Consider the following 19,649-nt stretch of genomic DNA (forward strand, 5'->3'; position numbering starts at 1 on the left):
CCATTGTTGGGAGCCCCTCCATGTCCACGTCCTACCGCGTCGCGGTACTGGTCGGCAGCCTGCGCAAGGCGTCGTTCAACCGCAAGCTGGCCCTCGCGCTGGCAAACCTGGCCCCCGCTGAGCTGAAGCTCGAGATCGTCGAGATCGGCGCGCTGCCTTTCTACAACGAAGACGAGGCGGCCGAGCCGCCGGCGGCGTGGGTCGACTTCCGCAAGGCGGTGAAGTCCGCGGACGCGCTGCTGTTCGTGAGCCCCGAATACAACCGCTCGATCCCCGGCGTGCTGAAGAACGCGCTGGACGTGGGATCGCGGCCCTACGGTCAGAGTGCCTTCGACGGCAAGCCGGCCGCGGTGATCACGCTGTCGCCGGGCGCGCTGGGCGGCTTCGGTGCGAACCACCATTTGCGCCAGGTGCTGGCCTGCCTGAACACGCCGCTGTTGCCGTCGCCGGAGGTCTACCTCGGCGGCGCGGCCGACATGTTCAAGGATGACGGCAGCATCGCGAAGCCGGAGACGGAAGCCTTCCTGCGCAAGGTCCTGACGGCTTTCGCCGCCTGGGTGGGCAAGAACAAGGGGTGAGCGTTGGCGGCGAGGTTGTTTGTCGAGCAGCCGCTGGGTGCGGTGGGGCTCGACGCTGAACTGGCGCTGCCCCCCGGGGCGGCGCGTCATGTGCAGGTGCTGCGGCTGCAGCCGGGGGACGAGGTCACGCTGTTCGATGGCAGCGGCGACGAGTGGACCGCGGCGGTCACGGCGATGGGGCGCAGCGAAGTCCGCGTCGCGCTGAAGGCGCGTCAGGCGGTCGATCGTGAGCTCAAGCGCGCGGTCACGCTGGCTGTCGTGATGCCGGCCAACGACCGGATGGACGGCATCGTCGAGAAGGCCTGCGAGCTCGGCGCGGTAGCGATCCAGCCGCTGATGAGCGAGCGTTCCGTGCTTCGCCTCAACGGCGATCGCGCGGACAAGAAGCGCGCGCACTGGCAGGGCGTCGCGATTGCGGCCGCCGAGCAGTGTGGTCGCTCGAAGCCCTTGCAGGTCGCGCCGGTGAAGACGCTGGTAGCGTGGCTCGCCGAGCTTCCCGCCGATGCCGACGAGCAACGCTGGCTGCTGAGCCCTGTGGCCGCGCAGCCGCTGTCGGCGCTGACGTCGTCATCGAGCGATGCGCAGCGCATCACGGTCCTCAGCGGCCCCGAAGGTGGTCTCAGCGAAGCTGAGGAGCAGTCCGCCCGATCACGCGGGTTCAGCGCTGCGAAGCTCGGTCCCAGGATCCTGCGGGCCGACACTGCGCCGCTCGCCGTACTCGGCTGGATAGCCCTGCAAGAAGCTTGAGCTTTTCTTCTTCGAGCACCTGGCCGGAGGCGAGCAGAGGTTCAAAGACTTCATCGACCGTGTAGCCTTCATCTGCATCCGTGCTGGTCTTGCGCACGGTTGGAAACTCTAGACGGAGCACGCGCAGACGGGCGAGGGTCCATGCTCGCCAAGCCTTCTTCTCTCGGACCTTGTGGCGATGCGAAGGGTACGGGCGTCTGGTGACCAGAGCCAGCTTCAGTTCTGTCAACGCTGAATCGAGAGTGGTCGTCAGATCGGAATTCATTCGAAGTGAGCCAGCAGGGGAGCGAAGTCGCGAGAGGAGTGCAATATCCGAGCGACGTGAACAATGCCGTGGACGACGTCGGCGATATAGAAGATCTGATACGAGCGATGCACGCGCCGCCGCAGCCCACTGGCTGCGTATCGCGGGATCACGCGGAATGACTCCGCCATCGAGGCAAGACCGAAGATCTTCCGCTGCAGCTCGTGGGTGAAGCTGCGCGCACGCCTTCGGTCATGCCGCCCGATGTACTCAGCGATGCTGTCTAGATCTGCCAACGCCTCCGTCAAGAGGCGTACTCGCATGTTTGCTAGCGCAGATGTGGGTACTTCTGGAACAGGCGCTCGAACGCGTCTTGGGCTGAGATTCCTCCGCCAGACTTGATCTCGGCAAGTCCACGTTCGATGGATGCGTCGAATGCGCGCAGCTGCGCTTCCCGCCAGCCCTTCAGGTCCTCACTCTCGCGCAGCACCTGCGTGCGCGACGAATACTTTCCGCTCTCGATCAGATTCAGCACGATGGCCTCCAGTTCGGGTCCCAGATCTGCGTGAATCATCTCGGTCATTCCCTCGAAAAGAAATCGCATCGTCGGGGGAGGCGCATCCCCACCAAGGGGGCCTACCTTGGGCGGAGTTACTCGTCGGAGTCAGTGTTGGCGGCGTTCTGCTTGCGGGCCGATCCTGCGACAAGATCGAACTTGAAGAGCCGGCATTCGATCGGTCCGTTCCACATCGGGATGCGGCGCGACTCCTTGAGTCGCATCTTGCTGGGCAACTTCATTTCCGGGCACAGCAGCCACGCGGTCCATCCCGCCGGATGCTGCGTGTACGCGCGCTTCCAATGCGCGGAGAGACGCGGGAAGAAGTCGTCGCCCGCATCACGCTCCTCCGACAGCGCGCCGCCGTCCATGCGCTGCGTGCCGGCCTTGCCGCGCACCTCGATCCGTTCGCCGTAGGGCGGGTTCAGCATCAGCGTGCCGGGCATGTCGTCCGGCAGCGCCGGCGCCGGACGTTCGAGCGCGTCTCCGCCGTTGAACTGGATGTACTGCGCGACGCCGGCGCGCTCCGCGTTGCGACGCGCGAAGTCGACCATCCGGAACGACACGTCGCTCGCGAAGATCGGCACTGCGGACGGACGCTCTGCCGCACGTGCCTGTTCCTTGATCGCGCGCCAGGTCGGCAGCAGCGTCTGGAACGGCTTCAGCTTCTCGAACGCGAAACGACGCTGGATGCCCGGCGCGATGTTGCAGGCGATGGTCGCGGCCTCGACCGGGATCGTGCCCGAGCCGCAGCACGGGTCGTGCAGCGCGCCGCCGGCCTCCCGCGTGCCCTTCCAGCCCGCCGCGGCCAGCATCGCGGCCGCCAGCGTCTCCTTCAGCGGCGCGTCGCCCTTGTCCTCACGCCAGCCGCGCTTGAACAGCGATTCGCCCGAGCTGTCGACATAGACCGTCGCCAGGTCCTCGGTCAGATGCAGCTGCAGCGGCAGGTCCGGCCAGCGCGTGTCGACGCTGGGCCGCTCGCCGGTCGCGTCGCGCAGGATGTCGCAGACGGCATCCTTCACCCGCAGCGTCGCGAAGTTCAAGCTGTGCAGCGGCGAGCGCTGCGCCGTCGTGTCCACACGCAACGTCTGCTGCGGCGTGATCCAGCGCGTCCAGTCGACGGTGCGCGCGATCGCGTAGATGTCGTCCTCGTGGCGGTACTCCTCGCGCGCGACCTCGATCAGCACGCGCTGCGTGAGCCGGCTGTGCAGGTTGAGCCGCATCACCGCCGCGAGCGTGCCGTACAGGCCGACGCCGCCGCGGAAGGCCTTCGGGCCCTGCAGACACTCGTCCGGACCGAGGATGTCGCGCACCTCCGCCTCCAGCCAGTCTTCGACGCCGGCGGCGCAGGGCAGGAACAGGTGATAGGCGGAATCGGACATCGTGCGTGCAGCGTGAATCGGGCGCCGCGGCGCCCGGGAGGATCAAGCAACCGATTGTCCCACCGACGTCGACCGTGGCTTGACTCCCTCTCCCGCTCGGGGGAGAGGGCAGGGGTGAGGGCCAGCGGCGGTGGCAGTGCGACGTCAGCGCGACTTGCGCAGATTGGCCGGCGCGAGCTTGAGCGCCTCGCGGTACTTCGCGACGGTGCGTCGCGCCACGGTGATGCCCTGCTCGCCGAGCATCGTCGACAGCTGGCTGTCGGACAGCGGGCTGGTGGTGTCCTCGGCCGCGATGAACTGCTTGATCAGCGCGCGCACCGCCGTGCTGGACGCATTGCCGCCGGCCTCGGTCGACAGGCTCGACCCGAAGAAGTACTTCAGCTCGAAGGTGCCCCACGGCGTCGCCATGTACTTGGCGGTCGTGACGCGAGAGATCGTCGATTCATGCAAGCCCAGCTCGTCCGCGATCTCGCGCAGCACCAGCGGCTTCATCGCCAGCTCGCCGTGCGTGAAGAAACCGCGCTGGCGCTCGACGATCGCCTCGCTGACACGCTGGATCGTGTCGAAGCGCTGCTGGATGTTCTTGATGAACCAGCGCGCCTCCTGCAGCTGCCCGCCCAGCGGCGAGTTGCTCACGCCGCCGCGCGTCGCGCGCAGCGCCTGCGCGTAGAGATCGTTGATGCGCAGCTTGGGCAGCACGTCCGGGTTGATGGAGACGCGGAAATTGCGCCCCGCCTTCTGCACGATCACGTCGGGGATGACGGGCCGGTTCTCGCTGCGCGCGTAGCGACGGCCCGGCTTGGGCTCCAGGCCGGCGATCAGCGATTGCCCGTCGCGCAGCAGCTCCTCGTCGGCGCCGGTCAGCGACATCAGCCGGCGCCAGTCGCGCTTGGCGAGCAGGTCCAGGTGCCGGCGGCAGATCACGATCGCCAGCGCCTGCTCGGGCGAGCGCGGCAGCGTGCGCAGCTGCAGCTCCAGGCACTCGCCGAGGTCGCGCGCGCCGACACCGGCGGGCTCCATCGACTGCAGCCACTTGAGCGCGACCTTGAAGCGGTCCAGCAGCTCCTCGCGCTGCTCCAGATCGGCGTCCTCGCCGAGGATCGCGGCGACCAGCTCCTCGAGCGGGTCCTCGAGATAACCGTCCTCGTTGAGCGATTCGATCAGCGCCAGCAGCGCCGCGCGATCCACCGCGCTCAGGTTCATGCCGGGGATCTGTCCGCGCAGCACGTCCTGCAGCGATTCGTCGGGCGCTTCGGTCTCGGGCCGCTCGTCGTCGTCCCCGGACGAGGAGGACGCGCTGCCCGGCGTTTCGCGGATGCCGTCGAAGTCGTCACGCTCGGTGCCGTTCTCCCAGTCGTCGCGTTCGGTGGTGCCGAACTCCTCGGCACGCATCTCGTCGCCGGCGGGCGTGTCCCCGGCGGGCGCGTCCGATTCCGTCTGCGCGACGCGCTCCTCGCGTTCCTCGCGCTCGGTCAGACGCTCCTGCGTGGCGGTCGGCAGCGGGGCGTCGAATTCCTCGTCGGTCTCCAGCAGCGGGTTGCTCGCGAGCATCTGCTCCACCTCCTGATGGAGCTCCAGCGTCGACAACTGCAACAGACGGATGGACTGCTGCAGCTGAGGCGTCAGCGCAAGATGCTGGGACAGGCGAACCTGTAGCGTCGGCCTCATGTCGACTCCCGGCCCTTACATCTTGAAGTGTTCGCCGAGGTAGACCCTGCGCACGTCCTGATGCTCGACGATGTGCTGGGGCGTGCCTTCGGCGAGCACCGCCCCTTCGCTGATGATGTAGGCGCGGTCGCAGATGCCCAGCGTCTCGCGCACGTTGTGGTCGGTGATCAGCACGCCGATGCCACGCTGCTTCAGGAAGCGGATGATCCGCTGGATCTCCAGCACCGCGATCGGGTCGACGCCGGCGAAGGGCTCGTCCAGCAGGATGAAGCGCGGCTGCGTGGCCAGCGCGCGGGCGATCTCGACGCGGCGGCGCTCGCCGCCGGACAGCGCCGGCGCGGGCGTGTCGCGCAGCTTTTCGATCGACAGTTCGTTGAGCAGCTTGTCCAGCTCCGCGTCGATGCGCGACGAGGGCCAGGCCTTGCCCTTCTCGTCGAGCTGCAGCTCCAGCACGGCGCGGATGTTCTCCTCGACGTTGAGCTTGCGGAAAATCGACGCCTCCTGCGGCAGGTAGCTCAGCCCCATGCGCGCGCGCTGGTGGATGGGCATCGTCTGCACCGGCTGGCCGTCGATCTGGATCTCGCCGGCATCGGCGCGGACCAGGCCCACGATCATGTAGAAACTGGTCGTCTTGCCGGCGCCGTTCGGGCCGAGCAGGCCGATCACCTCGCCGCTGTGCAGGTCGATGTGGACGTCCTTGACCACCTTCCTGACGCCGTAAGACTTCTGCAGCCCCCAGGCCTGGAGGCGGCTCCGGGGAGCGTTCGTGCGGGCTTCCGTCATTGCTGGGGGGACTGGCGAGGCGTCAGGTTGATGCTGGGGCGCAACGGCAGCGGGGCGCTGCTGGCGGGCGGCGGTTCGCTCGCGGCGTTGCGCGGCATCAGCACGACACGGCCGCGGCCGCTCGGATGCGGCGAACCGGCGCCGGTCTCGACGATCAGGCGTTCGGTGCGGTTGTCGTAATTCAGCGTGGCGCCGGAGAGCGCCTGCTTCAGCTGGTCGCCCTGCATCACCCGCGCTTCGGCGTTGCCGACCAGGCGGATGGTCTCGGTGCGGGTGTCGTATTCGATCTGGTCGGCGCGGCCTTCGATGCGCTCGCCGGGGGTGTCACGGTCCTGGCGAAAATGCACCTGCTTGGCGGAGGTGCCGTTGGCGTAGGCCTGGTAGTAGCCGTCGCTGGTCTCCTGGACATCCATCCGGTCGGCGCGCAGCTCCATCGAGCCCTTGGTCATGATCACGTTGCCGTTGAACTCGGACCGCTGCTTGACCTTGTCGATCGCGCCTTCACGATCGAAGACCAGGTTCAGGGGCTTGGCGCGGTCGTCCTTCGCGGCCTGCGACAAAGGCGCGGCCAAGGCCAGCGCGAGCGCGGTCGACAACAGCAAAGGGCGGCGAAGCGACATGGGGGGATCCTGACGGCACAAAACTTGCTGGCCATTCTAGCCATCGCTGGAGGAGCGAGCAGGGGTCGTCCCGCGTGAGCGAGGGGCTAGTCTTCGCGCTTGTGGAAAGTTCGGTTTTGGTGCATTCGGGGGCGGGCGGGGGCAAGGGGTTGAGGGACCGAGCGGGAGCCGACCGAACAGGGGCCCCTTTTCTCCATGCCTGGGGCCAGAGGCCCCAGGCCTTCGCTAGGCACAAACAGTCCTCAGGACTGTTTGTGTCCGAGCGAAGTCCCTCCGCCGGCGGAGCCGGCAATTCCCTCCTTGACCTCCGAAAAGGGGCCCCTGTCCGGTCGGCTCAGGCGACGCTCGCTGTGGGCTCCGTGCCTTGATAGCCGCGTGGGACGGCACCCAACAGACGCTTGGTGTACTCCTGCTTGGGTGCTGCCAGCAGCGCGCGCGCATCGGCCTGCTCGACGACGTCGCCGTGCTGCATGACCAGAACCTCGTCGGAGATGAACTTCACCACCGCCAGGTCATGGCTGATGAAGATGTAGCTCAGGCCGAATTCGTCCTGCAGATCCTTCAGCAGGTTCAGCACCTGGGCCTGGACCGAGACGTCCAGCGCCGAGACGGCCTCGTCCAGCACCAGCACTTCCGGCTGCAGCGTCAGGCAGCGCGCGATGGCGATGCGCTGGCGCTGGCCGCCGGAGAACTCGTGCGGATACTTGTGCAGCGCCGACTCGTCCAGCCCGACCTTCTTCAGCAACGCGCTGGCCGTGGCCACGCGCTCGTCGTGGCTCTTGCCGATGCCGTGGATCTCCATCGGCTCCAGCAGCGTCTGCGCGATCGTGAAGCGCGGGTTCAGCGAGGCATACGGGTTCTGGAAGACGACCTGGATCCGGCGACGCATCTTCTGCCAGTCCGGCCCGTTCATCTTCAGCAGGTCCTTGCCCTCGAAGAGCACCTCGCCGCCGGTGGGCTCGTGCAGCCGCAGCAGCGTCAGGCCCATCGTGGTCTTGCCCGAGCCGGACTCGCCCACCACGCCCAGCGTGTGACCCTTGCGCAGCTGGAAGTCGACACCCTTGACCGCCTTGAACTCGGTCTTGCTGAACAGGCCCGACTTGAAGAAGAAGCTCTTCCTCAGACCCTTGACCTCGAGGATCACCGGCGCATTCGGATCCTTCGCCTTGCCCGTGCCCTCGGACACCAGGCGGCCGGCGATGTGGTCGTCGATGACCATCAGCCGCGCCGGGTTCTCCGTCAGCGACGGCCGGCAGGCCAGCAGCGCCTTCGTGTAGGCGTCCTGCGGGTGGTGGAAGATGTCCGCCACCGGCGCCTGCTCTCGGACCTCGCCATGACGCATGACGACGACGTGGTCGGCGATCTCGCCCACCACGCCCAGGTCGTGCGAGATGAACAGCATGCTCATCCGGTGCGATTCCTTCAGGCGCGCGAGCAGCTCCATCACCTGGCGCTGGATGGTCACGTCCAGCGCGGTGGTCGGCTCGTCGGCGATCAGCAGCTTGGGGCTGCAGGCCAGCGCCACTGCGATCATCACGCGCTGCTGCTGGCCGCCGGACATCTCGTGCGGATAGCTCTTCAGGCGCCGCTTGGGGTCGGGGATGCCGACCTCGTTGAGCAGCTCCTCGGCGCGCACCAGCGCCTGGCGCCGGCTCATGCCCAGGTGCTTGATCAGCGGCTCCATGATCTGGTCCGCGACCGGGAACACCGGGTTCAAGGAACTCATCGGATCCTGGAACACGCAGGCGATCTCGCGCCCGCGCACCGACTGCAGTTCGCGCAGCGAGGTCTTCAGCAGGTCGCGGCCCTGGAACAGGATCGCGCCGGTGCGCTCGGCGTTGTCGGGCAGCAGGTTGAGGATGGACATCGCCGTGACGCTCTTGCCCGAGCCCGACTCGCCCACCAGCGCCACCGTGCGGTTCTCCGGGATGTCGAAGCTGACGCCCTTGACGGCCAGCTGGCGCTGCATGGCGCCGTCGACCTTGCCCATGCGGAAGGCGACCTTCAGGTCTTGAATGCTCAACAGCATGGCGTTACTCCAGACCGCGCAGTTTGGGATCGAGCGCGTCGCGCAGCGCATCCGTGAAGAGGGCGAACGCCGTGACGAACACCGCCATGAAGCCGGTCACCGCGGCCAGCTGCCACCAGTAGCCCAGGATCAGCTCGCTCTGCGCCTCGGCCAGCATCGTGCCCCAGGACACCTGGTCCACGCTGACGCCCAGGCCCAGGTAGGACAGGATGACCTCGCTCTTGATGAAGCCCACCACGTGCAGCGAGAGCTGCACCAGCGCGACGTGCGAGACGTTGGGCAGGATGTGCTTGAACATGCGCGAGCTCTTGCTCGCGCCGATGGCCTCGGCGCTGCGGACGTATTCGCGCACCGAGTGCTTCATGAACTCGGCGCGCACCAGTCGGTAGATGCCGGTCCAGCCCGCCAGGCCCAGGATCATCACCACCGGCAGCACGCCGCGGCCGAAGACCACCGCGAAGGCGAAGATCAGCAGGATGTTGGGCATCGCCGTGAAGACGTTGTAGACCCACTCCAGGAAGTCGCCGACCTTGCCGCCGTAGAAGCCCGACAGCGCGCCCAGCACGGTGCCGATGAGCGTGGCCACCAGCGCGGCCAGGACGCCGACCATGATGGAGATCTCGGCGCCCTTGATGGCCTTGGCCAGCACGTCGCGGCCCAGGCGGTCGCCGCCGAAGGGCAGCGTCTCGGCGCGCGGCGCCTCGTCGGTCTTGTACTGCTTGGCCTTCTCGGTCCACTCGGCGTACTTGGGCGCGAGCGGGTCGATGTCGCTCAGGTCGACGTTCGGGCCCTTGGGCTGCGCGATCGCGCCGGCGCTCTCGGCCGGCGCGGGACCGACGAAGGTCGGCGGCGCGTTGGGCACGCCGGTTTCCTTCTGCCAGTCGCGGGCCACCAGGCCCAGGCCGGCGGCCAGCACCAGCAGCAGCGACAACGCGACGACGACCATCGCGAACATGCCGAGCTTGTCGGACTTCAGACGCCGCCACGAGGCGTACCACACGCCGCGCGAGCGCTGGGGCTTCACGCCCACGGGTTGGTTGGACAGCACTGCGCTCATTTGAGGACCACCCGCGGGTCAACCAGCTTGTAGAGAAGGTCGGTGATCAGGTTGACCACCATCGTCAGCGCCGCGATGTAGATCGCGAAGGCCTGGATCACCGGATAGTCGTTGCGGTTGACCGCCAGCAGGATCTCGCGGCCCAGGCCGGGGATCGAGAAGAACACTTCCAGCAGGAAGGAGCCGACGAACACCCCCGGCAGCGCCACCGAGATGTTGGTCATGATCGGGATCATCGCGTTGCGCAGCACGTGCTTGAGCAGGATGGTCTTCTCGGTCATGCCCTTGGCGCGCGCGGTGCGGACGTACTCGTGGCCGATCTCGTCAAGGAAGAAGGTGCGGTACAGCCGCGTGTACGGCGACAGCGCGACGGCCACCGCGACCAGCACCGGCAGCGGCGCGTAGGTCGTCAGATTGGTCCACAGCGAATCGCTCCAGCCCTGCACCGGGAACCAGCCCAGGCGGAAGGCGAAGAAGTACTGCGCGACGATCACGTAGACCAGCAGCGAGATGGACACCGCGACCGTCGTGAGGATCATCACCGCGCGGTCCGTGAGGCTGCCGCGCATGTAGGCGACGGCCAGCGCAAACGGGATCGCCAGGATCACCTCGAGCACCAGGATCGGCAGCATCACCGTCAGCGTGGCCGGCATGCGCGTGGCGAAGAGGTTGGCCACGGACTCGTTGGTCGCCCAGCTCTTGCCCCAGTCGAAGGTGACGATCTGCTGCAGGAAGATCCACAGCTGTTCCCACACCGGCTTGTTCAGCCCGAGCTGATCGCGGATGGCCTCGATCTGGTCCTGGCTGGCGTTCAGGCCGCCCAGCACTTCGGCGGGATCACCGCCAAACCATTTGAAGAGGAAGAACACCAGCAGCACGACACCCAGCAAGGTGGGGATCATTTGCCACAGGCGCCTGATGAGATAGGCCGCCATACGCGCGGAACTCCAAGCAAGCGCCGCCGAGCCCGTCTTCGAACGCGGCGACCGATAAAGACAAACCCCGGACGCTTGTGACGGCCGGGGCCTGAGGGTCGAAAACCACGCGCGAGTCTACGTGAGCGCCTGCAAGCCCCGCACCGGCATTTGCCCTGAATCCATCGAAGAAAACTGATGATGGACCCTCGTGGAAACAGGTGTGTTCATCCGCAATGCGCCCCCGCTCGCCCTTGCGTTCAAGCTCTCGGGGTTGTTGGCATGGCGGGCGCGGACATCGCCCACTAGACTGGCGCGCTTTCGAATTCAAGGACGGCATCCAGATGCGACGCGGCACGGCCGGGACACAATCCCAGGCGCTCTTACTTTCGGCATCCCTCGCGTCATCCCTGGCGATCCTGGCGACCCTGACGGCGATCCCGTCGAGTGCGCAGGCCGCCGGCGATGCGCCCGTGAACACGGCCGCGACGGCCCCCGCGCCCAAGGTGCTGCGCTACGCGATCCGCGTCGCGGAGACCGGCTTCGATCCGGTGCAGGTCACGGACCTGTACTCGCGCAACATCACGGCGGCGATCTTCGACGCGCCGCTGCGCTACAGCTACCTGGGTCGCCCGTATCGCCTCGAGCCCAACATCACCGACGGCATGCCCGAGGTCTCCGACGACTTCAAGCGCTTTGTCTTCAAGATCAAGCCCGGCATCTACTTCAACGACGATCCGGCGTTCAAGGGCCAGAAGCGCGAGCTGGTCGCCGACGACCTGGTGTACACGGTCAAGCGCCACTACGACCCGCGCAACAAGAGCGGTCACCTGTATCGCCTCGAAGGCGCGAAGATCCTCGGCCTGTCCGAGGTGCGCGCCGAGGCGCTGAAGAACAAGACGCCGTTCGACTACGCGCGGCCGGTCGACGGCGTGCGCGCGCTGGACCGCTACACGGTCGAGATCCGCGTCGCCAACAGCGATCCGCGCTTCCTCATGCACTTCGCGGATCCGATGGTGGGCCTGATGGCGCGCGAGGTCGTCGAGTTCTACGGCGACCGCATCATGGAACACCCGGTCGGCACCGGCGCGTGGCGCCTCGCCGAGTGGCGCCGTTCGTCGCGCATGGTGCTGGAGAAGAATCCCAACTTCCGCGATGTGCGTTATCACGAGGAAGTCGGCGCGGACCGTCCGCCCGCGCTGGTCGAGGCGGTCAAGCGCCTGCAGGGCCGCAAGCTGCCGATGGTCGACCGCGTCGAGATCTCGGTGATCGAGGAAAGCCAGCCGCGCTGGCTCGCGTTCCTGCGCAAGGAATTCGACTTCATGGACGAGCTGCCGGAGGACTTCGCGCCGGTGGCGATTCCGCAGAACAAGCTCGCGCCCAACCTGGTCAAGGACGGCATGCGGGCGGTCCGCTACGAGCGCGCCGACATCTCGGCCTCCTACTTCAACATGGAGGATCCGGTCGTCGGCGGCTACACGCCGGAGAAGATCGCGCTGCGCCGCGCAATCGCACTGGGCGTCGACGTCGAACGCCAGGTGCGCCTGCCCCGCAAGGGCCAGGCGATCCCCGCGCAGGGGATCATCTCGCCGGGCGTCACCGGCTACGACAAGGCCTTCAAGACCGAGATGAGCCAGTACGACCCGGCGCGCGCGAAGGCGCTGCTGGACCTCTACGGCTATGTCGACAAGGACGGCGACGGCTGGCGCGACCTGCCCGACGGCAGCCCGCTGGTGCTCGAGTACGCGACGCAGCCGGACGGCCGCAACCGGCAACTGGTCGAGCTCTGGCAGAAGGACATGGACGCGCTGAAGGTCCGCATCAAGTTCAAGATCGCCAAGTGGCCGGAGAACCTGAAGGCCGCCAACGCCGGCAAGCTCCAGATGTGGGGCATGGGCTGGAGCGCCGACATCCCCGACGGCGAGAACTTCCTCGGCCTGGCCTACGGCGGCAGCAAGGGCCAGTCGAACAAGGCCCGCTTCGACCTGCCCGAATTCAACGCGCTGTTCCGCAAGCAGCACTCGATGGCCGACGGCCCCGAACGCGTCGCGGTCATGCAGGACGCGCAGCGGCTGCTGACGGCCTACATGCCCTACAAGGTCGAAGTGCATCGCATCTACACCGACATCACCCAGCCCTGGGTGATCGGCTACGACAAGAACCTCTACCAGCGCGACTTCTATACGTTCGTCGACATCGACCCGGATGCGTTGGCCAAGGCTCACGCGAAGAAGCACTGACGCCACGCCGCCACCCATGACGATGCTCCGCGCCCGACGCTTCCCTTCGATCCTGCGCGGGGCACTCCTCGCGTCAGCGCTGGCGATGGCCGGCGCGAATGCCGGTCATGCGGCGGACGGCGCCAGCGCGCCGGCAGGCGCGGCCGCTTCGGCCTCCGCGCCCAAGGTCCTGCGCTACGCCTTCCGCGTCGCGGAGACGGGCTTCGATCCCGCGAAGATCTCCGACATCTACTCGCGGACGATCACGCCCCACATCTTCGAGGGGCTCTACACCTACGACCAGCTCGCGCGCCCCGCACGCATGAAGCCGCTGACCGCGGCGGCGATGCCGGAGACCTCTGACGACTACAAGGTCTGGACGGTGAAGCTGCGCCCGGGCATCCGTTTCGCGGACGACCCGGCCTTCAAGGGCAAGTCGCGCGAACTGACTGCCGAGGACTATGTGTATTCGATCAAGCGCTTCGCCGACCCGGCGGTGGCGTCGCCGGCCTGGAGCGAAGTCGAGGAACTCCTGCTCGTCGGCCTCAACGAGTACCACGAGCAGGTCCGCAAGTCCGGCAAGCCCTTCGACTACGACAAGCCCATCGAGGGCCTGCGCGCGCTGGACCGCTACACGCTGCAGTTCAAGTCGAAGGAGACGCGGCCGCGCCTGATGGAGGTCTTCGCGCAGGGCGACCTGTACGGCGCCGTCGCGCGAGAGGTGATCGAGGCCTATCCGGGCGATTCGATGGCGCATCCGGTGGGCACGGGGCCGTTCGTGCTCAAGCAGTGGCGGCGCAGTTCGCTGATGGTGCTGGAACGCAACCCCGTCTACCGCGAGCGTTTCTACGACCAGGAAGTGGATCCCGCGCCCGACGACGCGGAGGGCCAGACGTTGAAGGCGCGCTTCAAGGGCCGGCGCCTGCCCATGGTCGATCGCGTCGAGATCGGCGTCATCGAGGAGAACCAGCCGCGCTGGTTGTCCTTCCTGAACGGCGAGTACGACTTCATCGAGCGCACGCCCGAGGACTTCATCACCCAGGCGATGCCCAACGGCAGGATCGCGCCCAACCTCGAGAAGCAGGGCAAGCACGCGTACCGGACCGTCGCGTCGGACGTGCTGTTCACCGTGTTCAACATGGAGGACCCGGTCATCGGCGGCTACACGCCGGAGAAGATCGCGCTGCGCCGTGCGATCGGGCTGGCGATCGACGTCTCGCGCGAACTGCGCCTGGTGCGTCGCGGACAGGCCATGCTGGCGCAGTCGTTGTACATGCCGGGCACGACCGGCTACGACCCGGACTTCCGCAGCGACATGAGCAGCTTCGACCCGGCGCGCGCGAAGGCGCTGCTCGACCTCTACGGCTACGTCGACAAGGACGGCGACGGTTGGCGCGAGAGGCCCGACGGCAGCCCGCTGCTGCTGGAGAGCCTGACCACGCCCGAGCAGTTCCAGCGCCAGATCGACGAGATCGTCCAGAAGAACCTGAACGCGATCGGCCTGCGCATCGCATTCAAGCCGGCGAAGTGGCCGGAGAACCTCAAGTCGCTGCGCGCCGGCAAGTACCAGATCTGGTCGCTGGCGACGTCCGCGTCCAAGCCCGACGGGCAGGACTCGCTGGCGCGCATGTACAGCGGTCAGATCGGGGCGCAGAACTACGCGCGATTCCGGCTGCCGGCGGTCGACAAGCTCTACGACGAAGCCTCTCATCTGCCCGACGGGCCGCAACGCATGAAGATCTTCGAGGAGACCAAGCGCTATGCGGTCGCCTACATGCCGTACAAGTACCGCGGCCACCGCTTCATCACCGACATCGCCCAGCCGCAGATGAACGGCTACCGTCGTCCGCAGTTCTGGCTGAACTGGTGGGAGTACGTGGACATCGATCCCGACGCCGCCGCGAAGTTCAAGCACTAGGCCCGACGTTCAAGTTCCGAGGTTCCGACTCCCATGCGCGCACGCTGCCCCGTTCCGTTCCATCGCGCGGTCGCCGCGCTCGCCGCGCTCGCCGCGTTGACACGGAGCGCCGCGGCGCTCGCCGTCGCGGTCGTCGCGGCGTCCGCCACCGTGGCGACGATGGCCCTCGCCGCGCCGCCTCCGGTGGCGAAAGCCTCCGAGGCGCCGCCGCCGGCGAAGCAGGAGGGGCAGGAGAAGGTGCTGCGCTACGCCTTCCTCGTCGCCGAGACCGGCTTCGATCCCGCGCAGTTGAGCGACCTGTACTCGCGCATCGTCACGGCCCACATCTTCGAGTCGCTCTACAACTACGACTACCTCGCGCGGCCGTTCAAGCTCAAGCCCAACACGGCGGCGGAGATGCCGGAGGTCTCGGAGGACTTCCGCACCTGGACGATCAGGATCCGTCCCGGGATCTACTTCGCCGACGATCCGGCCTTCAAGGGCAAGCGGCGCGAGCTGACGGCCGAGGACTACGTCTACAGCCTCAAGCGCTTCTACGACCCGGCGACGAAGGGGCCGCTGTACTCGAGCTTCAAGCAGGAGGGCATCCTCGGCCTGGAGGAACTGCGCGTGGCGACGCTGAAGACGAAGAAGCCCTTCGACTACGACAAGCCCGTCGAGGGCGTGCGCGCGCTGGACCGCTACACGCTGCAGTTCAAGCTGGCGGAGCCGCGGCCGCGTTTCATCTACAACCTGGCGGGCGGCGACACCTACGGCGCGGTGGCGCGCGAGGTCATCGAGGCCTACGCCGGCAAGACGATGGAGCATCCGGTCGGTACCGGGCCGTTCATGCTGGAGCGCTGGCGGCGCGGTTCGCTGATCCGGCTGGTGAAGAACCCCGGCTACCGCGACGTCTTCTACGACGCGCAACCCAATCCCGGCGACACCGAGGGCGAGCAGATGCTCGCGCGCTTCAAGGGCCGCAAGCTGCCGATGGTGGACGCCGTCGAGGTCAGCATCATCGAAGCCGGTCAGCCGCGTTGGCTGTCCTTCCTGAACCGCGAGTTCGACCTGCTCTACCTGCTGCCCGAGGAATACGCGGACATCGCGATCCCGCACGGCAAACTCGCGCCCAACCTCGACAAGCAGGGGGTGAAGCTGTACCGCGTGCTGGCCAGCGACCGCACGATGTACTACTTCAACATGGAGGATCCGACGGTCGGCGGCTACACGCCGGACAAGGTCGCGCTGCGCCGCGCGATCGGCCTGGCCACCGACGTGCCGACCGAGATCGCCACCACGCGCCGCCACCAGGCGGTGCCCGCGCAATCGGTCATCGCGCCGGCGACCTGGGGCTACCGGGACGACTACAAGAGCGAGAACAGCGACTTCGACCTGGCGCGCGCCAAGGCGCTGCTCGACACCTACGGCTACGTCGACAAGGATGGCGACGGCTGGCGCGACAAGCCGGACGGGAGCCCGCTCGTGCTGGAGGTGGCGTCGACGCCGGACTCGCGCTCCAAGCCCTATGACGAGCTGTGGAAACGCGACATGGACAAGCTCGGTGTCCAGATCAAGATCCGCATGGCGCAGTGGCCGGAGAACCTGAAGTCGGCGCGCGCCGGGCAGCTGATGATCTGGCAGTTGGGCTTCAACAGCTCGACGCCGGATGCGCAGCTCGGTCTCGAGCTGCTGTATGGGCCGGCGTCCGGCGGGCAGAACCTGGGCCGTTTCAAGCTCGATCGATACGACGAGATCTACCGCCGCATGATGGTGCTGCCCGACGGCCCGGAACGCGCCGAGCTGCTGCGCGAGGCGCAGAAGCTGCTCACCGCCTACATGCCGCAGAAGTTCCGCGTGCACCGCATCGTCACGGACCTCGCGCAGCCGTGGCTGGTCGGCTACCGGCGTCCATTCTTCAACCAGATCTTCTGGCCCTACGTCGACATCGAGACGGACAAGCTGCCGAAGCGCTGAGCGTTTCGCGTCGGTCACGCGCGTGACGGCAAGCCGAAGGGATCTCGGCTACCGTCAGGACTCGACAAGGAGTCCCGCATGCCCCCGACGCCGCAGATCGATCACTACCGCCGTTTCCTGCACGAGCAGCGAGGCCTGGTCTTCGACGACTACGCGTCGCTCTGGGGCTGGTCGGTGACGGAGCTGGACGCGTTCTGGCGCAGCATCTGGGACCACTTCGACCTGCGCTCGGAGACGCCGTTCGAGGCGGCGCTCTGCGAGGAGCGCATGCCCGGCGCGGTCTGGTTCCGCGGCGCGACCCTGAACGTCGCGGCGCAGGCGCTGCGGCATGTCGACGCGGCGGAAGCCGCCGGCCATCCGGCGATCGTGCATGCCAACGAGGCGATGCTCGCGCGCGGCGAGCTCGGCGAGATGCGCTGGTCGGAATTGCGTCGTCAGGTCGGCGCGCTCGCGGCCTCGATGCATGAACTCGGCGTGCGGCGCGGCGACCGCGTCGCTGCCTACCTGCCCAACGTGCCGGCGACGGCGGTCGCTTTCCTTGCCGTCGCGAGCCTCGGCGCGGTGTGGTCGGTGTGCTCGCCCGACATGGGGCCGGTGGCGGTGCTGGACCGCTTCCGCCAGATCGAACCCAAGCTGCTCATCGCCGCCGACGGCGTGCGCTACGCCGGGCAGGACATCGATCGGATGGCGATGCTCGGTCAGCTGCTCGACGAGTTGCCGACGGTGACGGACGTGGTGCTGCTCGGCAACCTCGATCCCGAGGCGGACCCGGCGCCGTTGGCCACATCCTCGGGCGCTGCGGGCGCTGCGGGCGCTGCGGGCGCTGCGGGTGCAACGGGTGCAGCGGGTGTGACGAAGACGGCACGCGGCGCGCATCGATGGGACACGCTGATCGCCAACACGCGATCGCACGCGCCGGAGGCGGTGCCCTTCGACCATCCGCTGTGGATCGTCTATTCGAGCGGCACGACCGGTCTGCCCAAGCCGATCGTGCACGGTCACGGCGGCGTGCTGCTGGAGATGCTCAAGGGCTCGATCCACAACAACGTCGGCGCGACGGTGGAGACGGGCGATCGCTTCCACTGGTACAGCTCGACCGGCTGGATCATGTGGAACTGCCAGGTCGGTGCGCTGATGGGCGGCACGACGATCTGCCTGTTCGACGGCAGCCCGGCCGGACCGAAGGACGCGCTGGACTGGAGCACCTTGTGGCGCTTCGTGGCGCTGTCGGGCGCGACATTCTTCGGCGCCGGCGCGGCGTTCTACGCGAGCTGCCTGAAGGCCGGCGTCGAGCCGCTGAAACACGGCGACCTGAGCCGCCTGCGCGCGATCGGCAGCACGGGCAGTCCGCTGGCGGACGAAAGCTACGACTGGATCTGGGCGAACTGTCCGAAGCCCGACGGCCAGCCGATCTGGATCTGCATCATCAGTGGCGGGACGGACTTCGCCGGCGCGTTCCTGACGGGGCTGATCACGGAGCCGCTGGTGCGCGGCCAGATGCAGGTGCGCAGCCTGGGCGCGGCGGTGCATGCGTTCTCGGAGGTGGATGCGGACGGTGAGGGCAAGCCGCTGATCGATGAAGTCGGCGAGCTCGTCTGCACGCGGCCGATGCCGTCGATGCCGCTGTACTTCTGGGGCGACAAGGACCACGAGCGCTACCTGTCGAGCTACTTCGACATGTACCGCGGCCCCAACGGCGAGGGCATCTGGCGCCACGGCGACTGGCTGCGCGTCACGCCCTCGGGCGGCGGGGTCATCTACGGACGTTCGGACGCGACGATCAATCGCCACGGCATCCGGATGGGCACGTCGGAGCTGTACCGCGCGGTGGAGACGCATCCGGAGGTGCTGGACAGCCTGGTCGTGGACCTGGAGTACCTGGGCCGGCCGAGTTGCCTGCTGCTGTTCGTCCAGCTCCGGGACGGCCTTCCGCTGGACGAGGCGCTGCAGCTGCGCTTGAAGACATCGATCAAGAAGGCGCTGTCGGCGCGCCACGTGCCGGACGAGATCCATCAGGTCGAGGCGATCCCGCGCACGCTGTCAGGCAAGAAGATGGAGCTGCCGATCAAGAAGCTGCTGCTCGGCGCGGCGGCGGAGCAGGTGATGAAGCGCGATGCGATGGCGAACGCCGATGCGGTGGCCTGGTATCAGCGGTTTGCCAAGGACCGCGCGTAGTCCGCGCCCCGACGCCACCTTTCAACGTGTGAGACGTTGGGGGGTCAGAGATGGAGTTCACGTGCGAGCCTGTGCCAAGCGCTGGGTTTGTTGGACATGACGAGCTCCAGGAATCTGCGTGGACAAGCTATCAGCAGGGGCCACCATCGGTCAGACGAAGGTAGAACGAATCGCGATCCAGGCGGCGACTTCGGAGGACGTCGTCGAGTCGTTTGTCCCAGGTGTTCGCATCCTCGTAGTCCAGCGAGGTATGCACGTCATATCGCGCCCAAGATCCTTCCTCGGTTTGGAAGGTGCAGAGCCAGGGCTCGCCGTCGAGGCGAATCCGATGGCGCCTCAGGAACTCTCCGGTCAGGTGCAGCATGGCCAATGCATCCGAAGCTGAAATCCTGTGGTGCTTCAGGACTTCCTTCAATGCCTGCGCGGAGGCGTCCCAGTCTTCCATTGCACATCGGGCGATGAGGTCGGCGTCGGCTGCAGCGCCAAAGGCGACATGGGGGTGTCGCAACGCGTGAATCAGCGCGTCGAAATCTGCCTCGCTCGAATGGGTTCGTTGAACAAGCAGTGACGTCGTCGCGATCTCGGCATCAGTACGATCGTTCTTGAATTTCACGCTCATTGTTCGCTCACTTTCGTCGGTGGGTTCTGTGATCCGATACCTGCAGTTTCGGCAAGTGGGGACCTCGCGTCTTTCCTCCAAATTGCGGTCTCGACGGGGGAACTGGTCCGGGTAGGTCATTCCCCCTCCCGATACTGATCAAAGCCATTGCGCCTCAGCGTTACATGACGCCTTCGCGTCGCTC

General features: G+C 67.1%; 16 protein-coding genes. 6 read left to right on the forward strand and 10 right to left on the reverse strand.

Going from position 1 to position 19,649, the window contains the following annotated elements; all coding sequences use genetic code 11:
• Positions 1-20 precede the first annotated feature (20 nt).
• Both AC07PR_RS24565 and AC07PR_RS24570 read left to right on the forward strand, forming a co-directional pair.
• Entirely contained in the window at positions 21-578 is a 558-nt protein-coding gene (locus AC07PR_RS24565) for an NADPH-dependent FMN reductase (RefSeq protein WP_377159215.1), read from the forward strand.
• A 15-nt stretch (positions 579-593) separates the two neighbouring features.
• Positions 594-1,325, forward strand: a complete 732-nt coding sequence (locus tag AC07PR_RS24570) for a 16S rRNA (uracil(1498)-N(3))-methyltransferase (RefSeq protein WP_495136862.1) — start codon at positions 594-596, stop codon at positions 1,323-1,325.
• Between the two features lie 261 nt (positions 1,326-1,586).
• Here AC07PR_RS24570 and AC07PR_RS24575 read toward each other — a convergent pair whose 3' ends face one another.
• The 9 genes from AC07PR_RS24575 to AC07PR_RS24615 all read right to left on the reverse strand — a co-directional run bounded on the left by AC07PR_RS24575 (position 1,587) and on the right by AC07PR_RS24615 (position 10,599).
• A complete protein-coding gene (locus tag AC07PR_RS24575) occupies positions 1,587-1,892 on the reverse strand; it encodes a type II toxin-antitoxin system RelE/ParE family toxin (protein WP_495136863.1) in 306 nt (101 codons plus the stop codon).
• Between the two features lie 5 nt (positions 1,893-1,897).
• A complete protein-coding gene (locus AC07PR_RS24580; RefSeq protein ID WP_495136864.1) occupies positions 1,898-2,152 on the reverse strand; it encodes a ribbon-helix-helix domain-containing protein in 255 nt (84 codons plus the stop codon).
• Between the two features lie 68 nt (positions 2,153-2,220).
• On the reverse strand, positions 2,221-3,507 hold the full coding sequence (locus tag AC07PR_RS24585) for a THUMP domain-containing class I SAM-dependent RNA methyltransferase (protein WP_495136865.1): 1,287 nt from the start codon (positions 3,505-3,507) through the stop codon (positions 2,221-2,223).
• Positions 3,508-3,651: 144 nt separating this feature from the next.
• On the reverse strand, positions 3,652-5,175 hold the full coding sequence (locus AC07PR_RS24590; protein ID WP_377159227.1) for an RNA polymerase factor sigma-54: 1,524 nt from the start codon (positions 5,173-5,175) through the stop codon (positions 3,652-3,654).
• Between the two features lie 15 nt (positions 5,176-5,190).
• On the reverse strand, positions 5,191-5,958 hold the full coding sequence (lptB, locus tag AC07PR_RS24595; protein ID WP_377159229.1) for an LPS export ABC transporter ATP-binding protein: 768 nt from the start codon (positions 5,956-5,958) through the stop codon (positions 5,191-5,193).
• A complete protein-coding gene (gene lptA, locus AC07PR_RS24600; RefSeq protein ID WP_377159231.1) occupies positions 5,955-6,578 on the reverse strand; it encodes a lipopolysaccharide transport periplasmic protein LptA in 624 nt (207 codons plus the stop codon). Before lptA ends, lptB begins: the two co-directional genes overlap by 4 nt.
• Before the next feature lie 334 nt (positions 6,579-6,912).
• A complete protein-coding gene (locus AC07PR_RS24605) occupies positions 6,913-8,607 on the reverse strand; it encodes an ABC transporter ATP-binding protein (protein WP_483108160.1) in 1,695 nt (564 codons plus the stop codon).
• A 4-nt stretch (positions 8,608-8,611) separates the two neighbouring features.
• Positions 8,612-9,664, reverse strand: a complete 1,053-nt coding sequence (locus tag AC07PR_RS24610) for an ABC transporter permease (RefSeq protein WP_377159235.1) — start codon at positions 9,662-9,664, stop codon at positions 8,612-8,614.
• Positions 9,661-10,599 (reverse strand): ABC transporter permease, encoded by a 939-nt coding sequence (locus tag AC07PR_RS24615; protein ID WP_377159237.1) that lies wholly within the window; start codon positions 10,597-10,599, stop codon positions 9,661-9,663. The genes AC07PR_RS24610 and AC07PR_RS24615 overlap by 4 nt, the downstream gene beginning before the upstream one ends.
• Positions 10,600-11,051: 452 nt before the next feature.
• On the opposite strand from AC07PR_RS24615, the gene AC07PR_RS24620 reads away from it, so the two are divergent.
• The 4 genes from AC07PR_RS24620 to AC07PR_RS24635 all read left to right on the forward strand — a co-directional run bounded on the left by AC07PR_RS24620 (position 11,052) and on the right by AC07PR_RS24635 (position 18,846).
• Entirely contained in the window at positions 11,052-12,818 is a 1,767-nt protein-coding gene (locus tag AC07PR_RS24620; RefSeq protein WP_483108159.1) for an ABC transporter substrate-binding protein, read from the forward strand.
• Positions 12,819-12,834: 16 nt separating this feature from the next.
• Entirely contained in the window at positions 12,835-14,715 is a 1,881-nt protein-coding gene (locus tag AC07PR_RS24625; protein WP_495136866.1) for an ABC transporter substrate-binding protein, read from the forward strand.
• Positions 14,716-14,748: 33 nt separating this feature from the next.
• Entirely contained in the window at positions 14,749-16,671 is a 1,923-nt protein-coding gene (locus tag AC07PR_RS24630; RefSeq protein ID WP_495136867.1) for an ABC transporter substrate-binding protein, read from the forward strand.
• Between the two features lie 78 nt (positions 16,672-16,749).
• Positions 16,750-18,846 carry an acetoacetate--CoA ligase gene (locus AC07PR_RS24635; protein ID WP_495136868.1) on the forward strand — a complete coding sequence of 699 codons (2,097 nt, stop codon included), beginning with the start codon at positions 16,750-16,752 and terminating at the stop codon, positions 18,844-18,846.
• Between the two features lie 130 nt (positions 18,847-18,976).
• Here the strand turns inward: AC07PR_RS24635 and AC07PR_RS24640 are convergent, their stop codons facing one another.
• The gene (locus AC07PR_RS24640) at positions 18,977-19,465 is read right to left on the reverse strand and encodes a hypothetical protein (protein WP_495136869.1); all 489 of its coding nucleotides are present in this window, start codon (positions 19,463-19,465) and stop codon (positions 18,977-18,979) included.
• Positions 19,466-19,649 lie beyond the last annotated feature (184 nt).

It is taken from the genome of Roseateles sp. GW821-FHT09H11, assembly GCF_059415845.1.

Bases quoted from the DNA above. Each gene is read 5' to 3' on its own strand.
- AC07PR_RS24565 (WP_377159215.1), top strand. From the start codon at position 21: ATGTCCACGTCCTACCGCGTCGCGGTACTGGTCGGCAGCCTGCGCAAG.
- AC07PR_RS24575 (WP_495136863.1), bottom strand. From the start codon at position 1,892: ATGCGAGTACGCCTCTTGACGGAGGCGTTGGCAGATCTAGACAGCATC.
- AC07PR_RS24580 (WP_495136864.1), bottom strand. From the start codon at position 2,152: ATGACCGAGATGATTCACGCAGATCTGGGACCCGAACTGGAGGCCATC.
- AC07PR_RS24585 (WP_495136865.1), bottom strand. From the start codon at position 3,507: ATGTCCGATTCCGCCTATCACCTGTTCCTGCCCTGCGCCGCCGGCGTC.
- AC07PR_RS24590 (WP_377159227.1), bottom strand. From the start codon at position 5,175: ATGAGGCCGACGCTACAGGTTCGCCTGTCCCAGCATCTTGCGCTGACG.
- lptB (WP_377159229.1), bottom strand. From the start codon at position 5,958: ATGACGGAAGCCCGCACGAACGCTCCCCGGAGCCGCCTCCAGGCCTGG.
- lptA (WP_377159231.1), bottom strand. From the start codon at position 6,578: ATGTCGCTTCGCCGCCCTTTGCTGTTGTCGACCGCGCTCGCGCTGGCC.
- AC07PR_RS24605 (WP_483108160.1), bottom strand. From the start codon at position 8,607: ATGCTGTTGAGCATTCAAGACCTGAAGGTCGCCTTCCGCATGGGCAAG.
- AC07PR_RS24610 (WP_377159235.1), bottom strand. From the start codon at position 9,664: ATGAGCGCAGTGCTGTCCAACCAACCCGTGGGCGTGAAGCCCCAGCGC.
- AC07PR_RS24615 (WP_377159237.1), bottom strand. From the start codon at position 10,599: ATGGCGGCCTATCTCATCAGGCGCCTGTGGCAAATGATCCCCACCTTG.
- AC07PR_RS24625 (WP_495136866.1), top strand. From the start codon at position 12,835: ATGACGATGCTCCGCGCCCGACGCTTCCCTTCGATCCTGCGCGGGGCA.
- AC07PR_RS24630 (WP_495136867.1), top strand. From the start codon at position 14,749: ATGCGCGCACGCTGCCCCGTTCCGTTCCATCGCGCGGTCGCCGCGCTC.
- AC07PR_RS24635 (WP_495136868.1), top strand. From the start codon at position 16,750: ATGCCCCCGACGCCGCAGATCGATCACTACCGCCGTTTCCTGCACGAG.
- AC07PR_RS24640 (WP_495136869.1), bottom strand. From the start codon at position 19,465: ATGAGCGTGAAATTCAAGAACGATCGTACTGATGCCGAGATCGCGACG.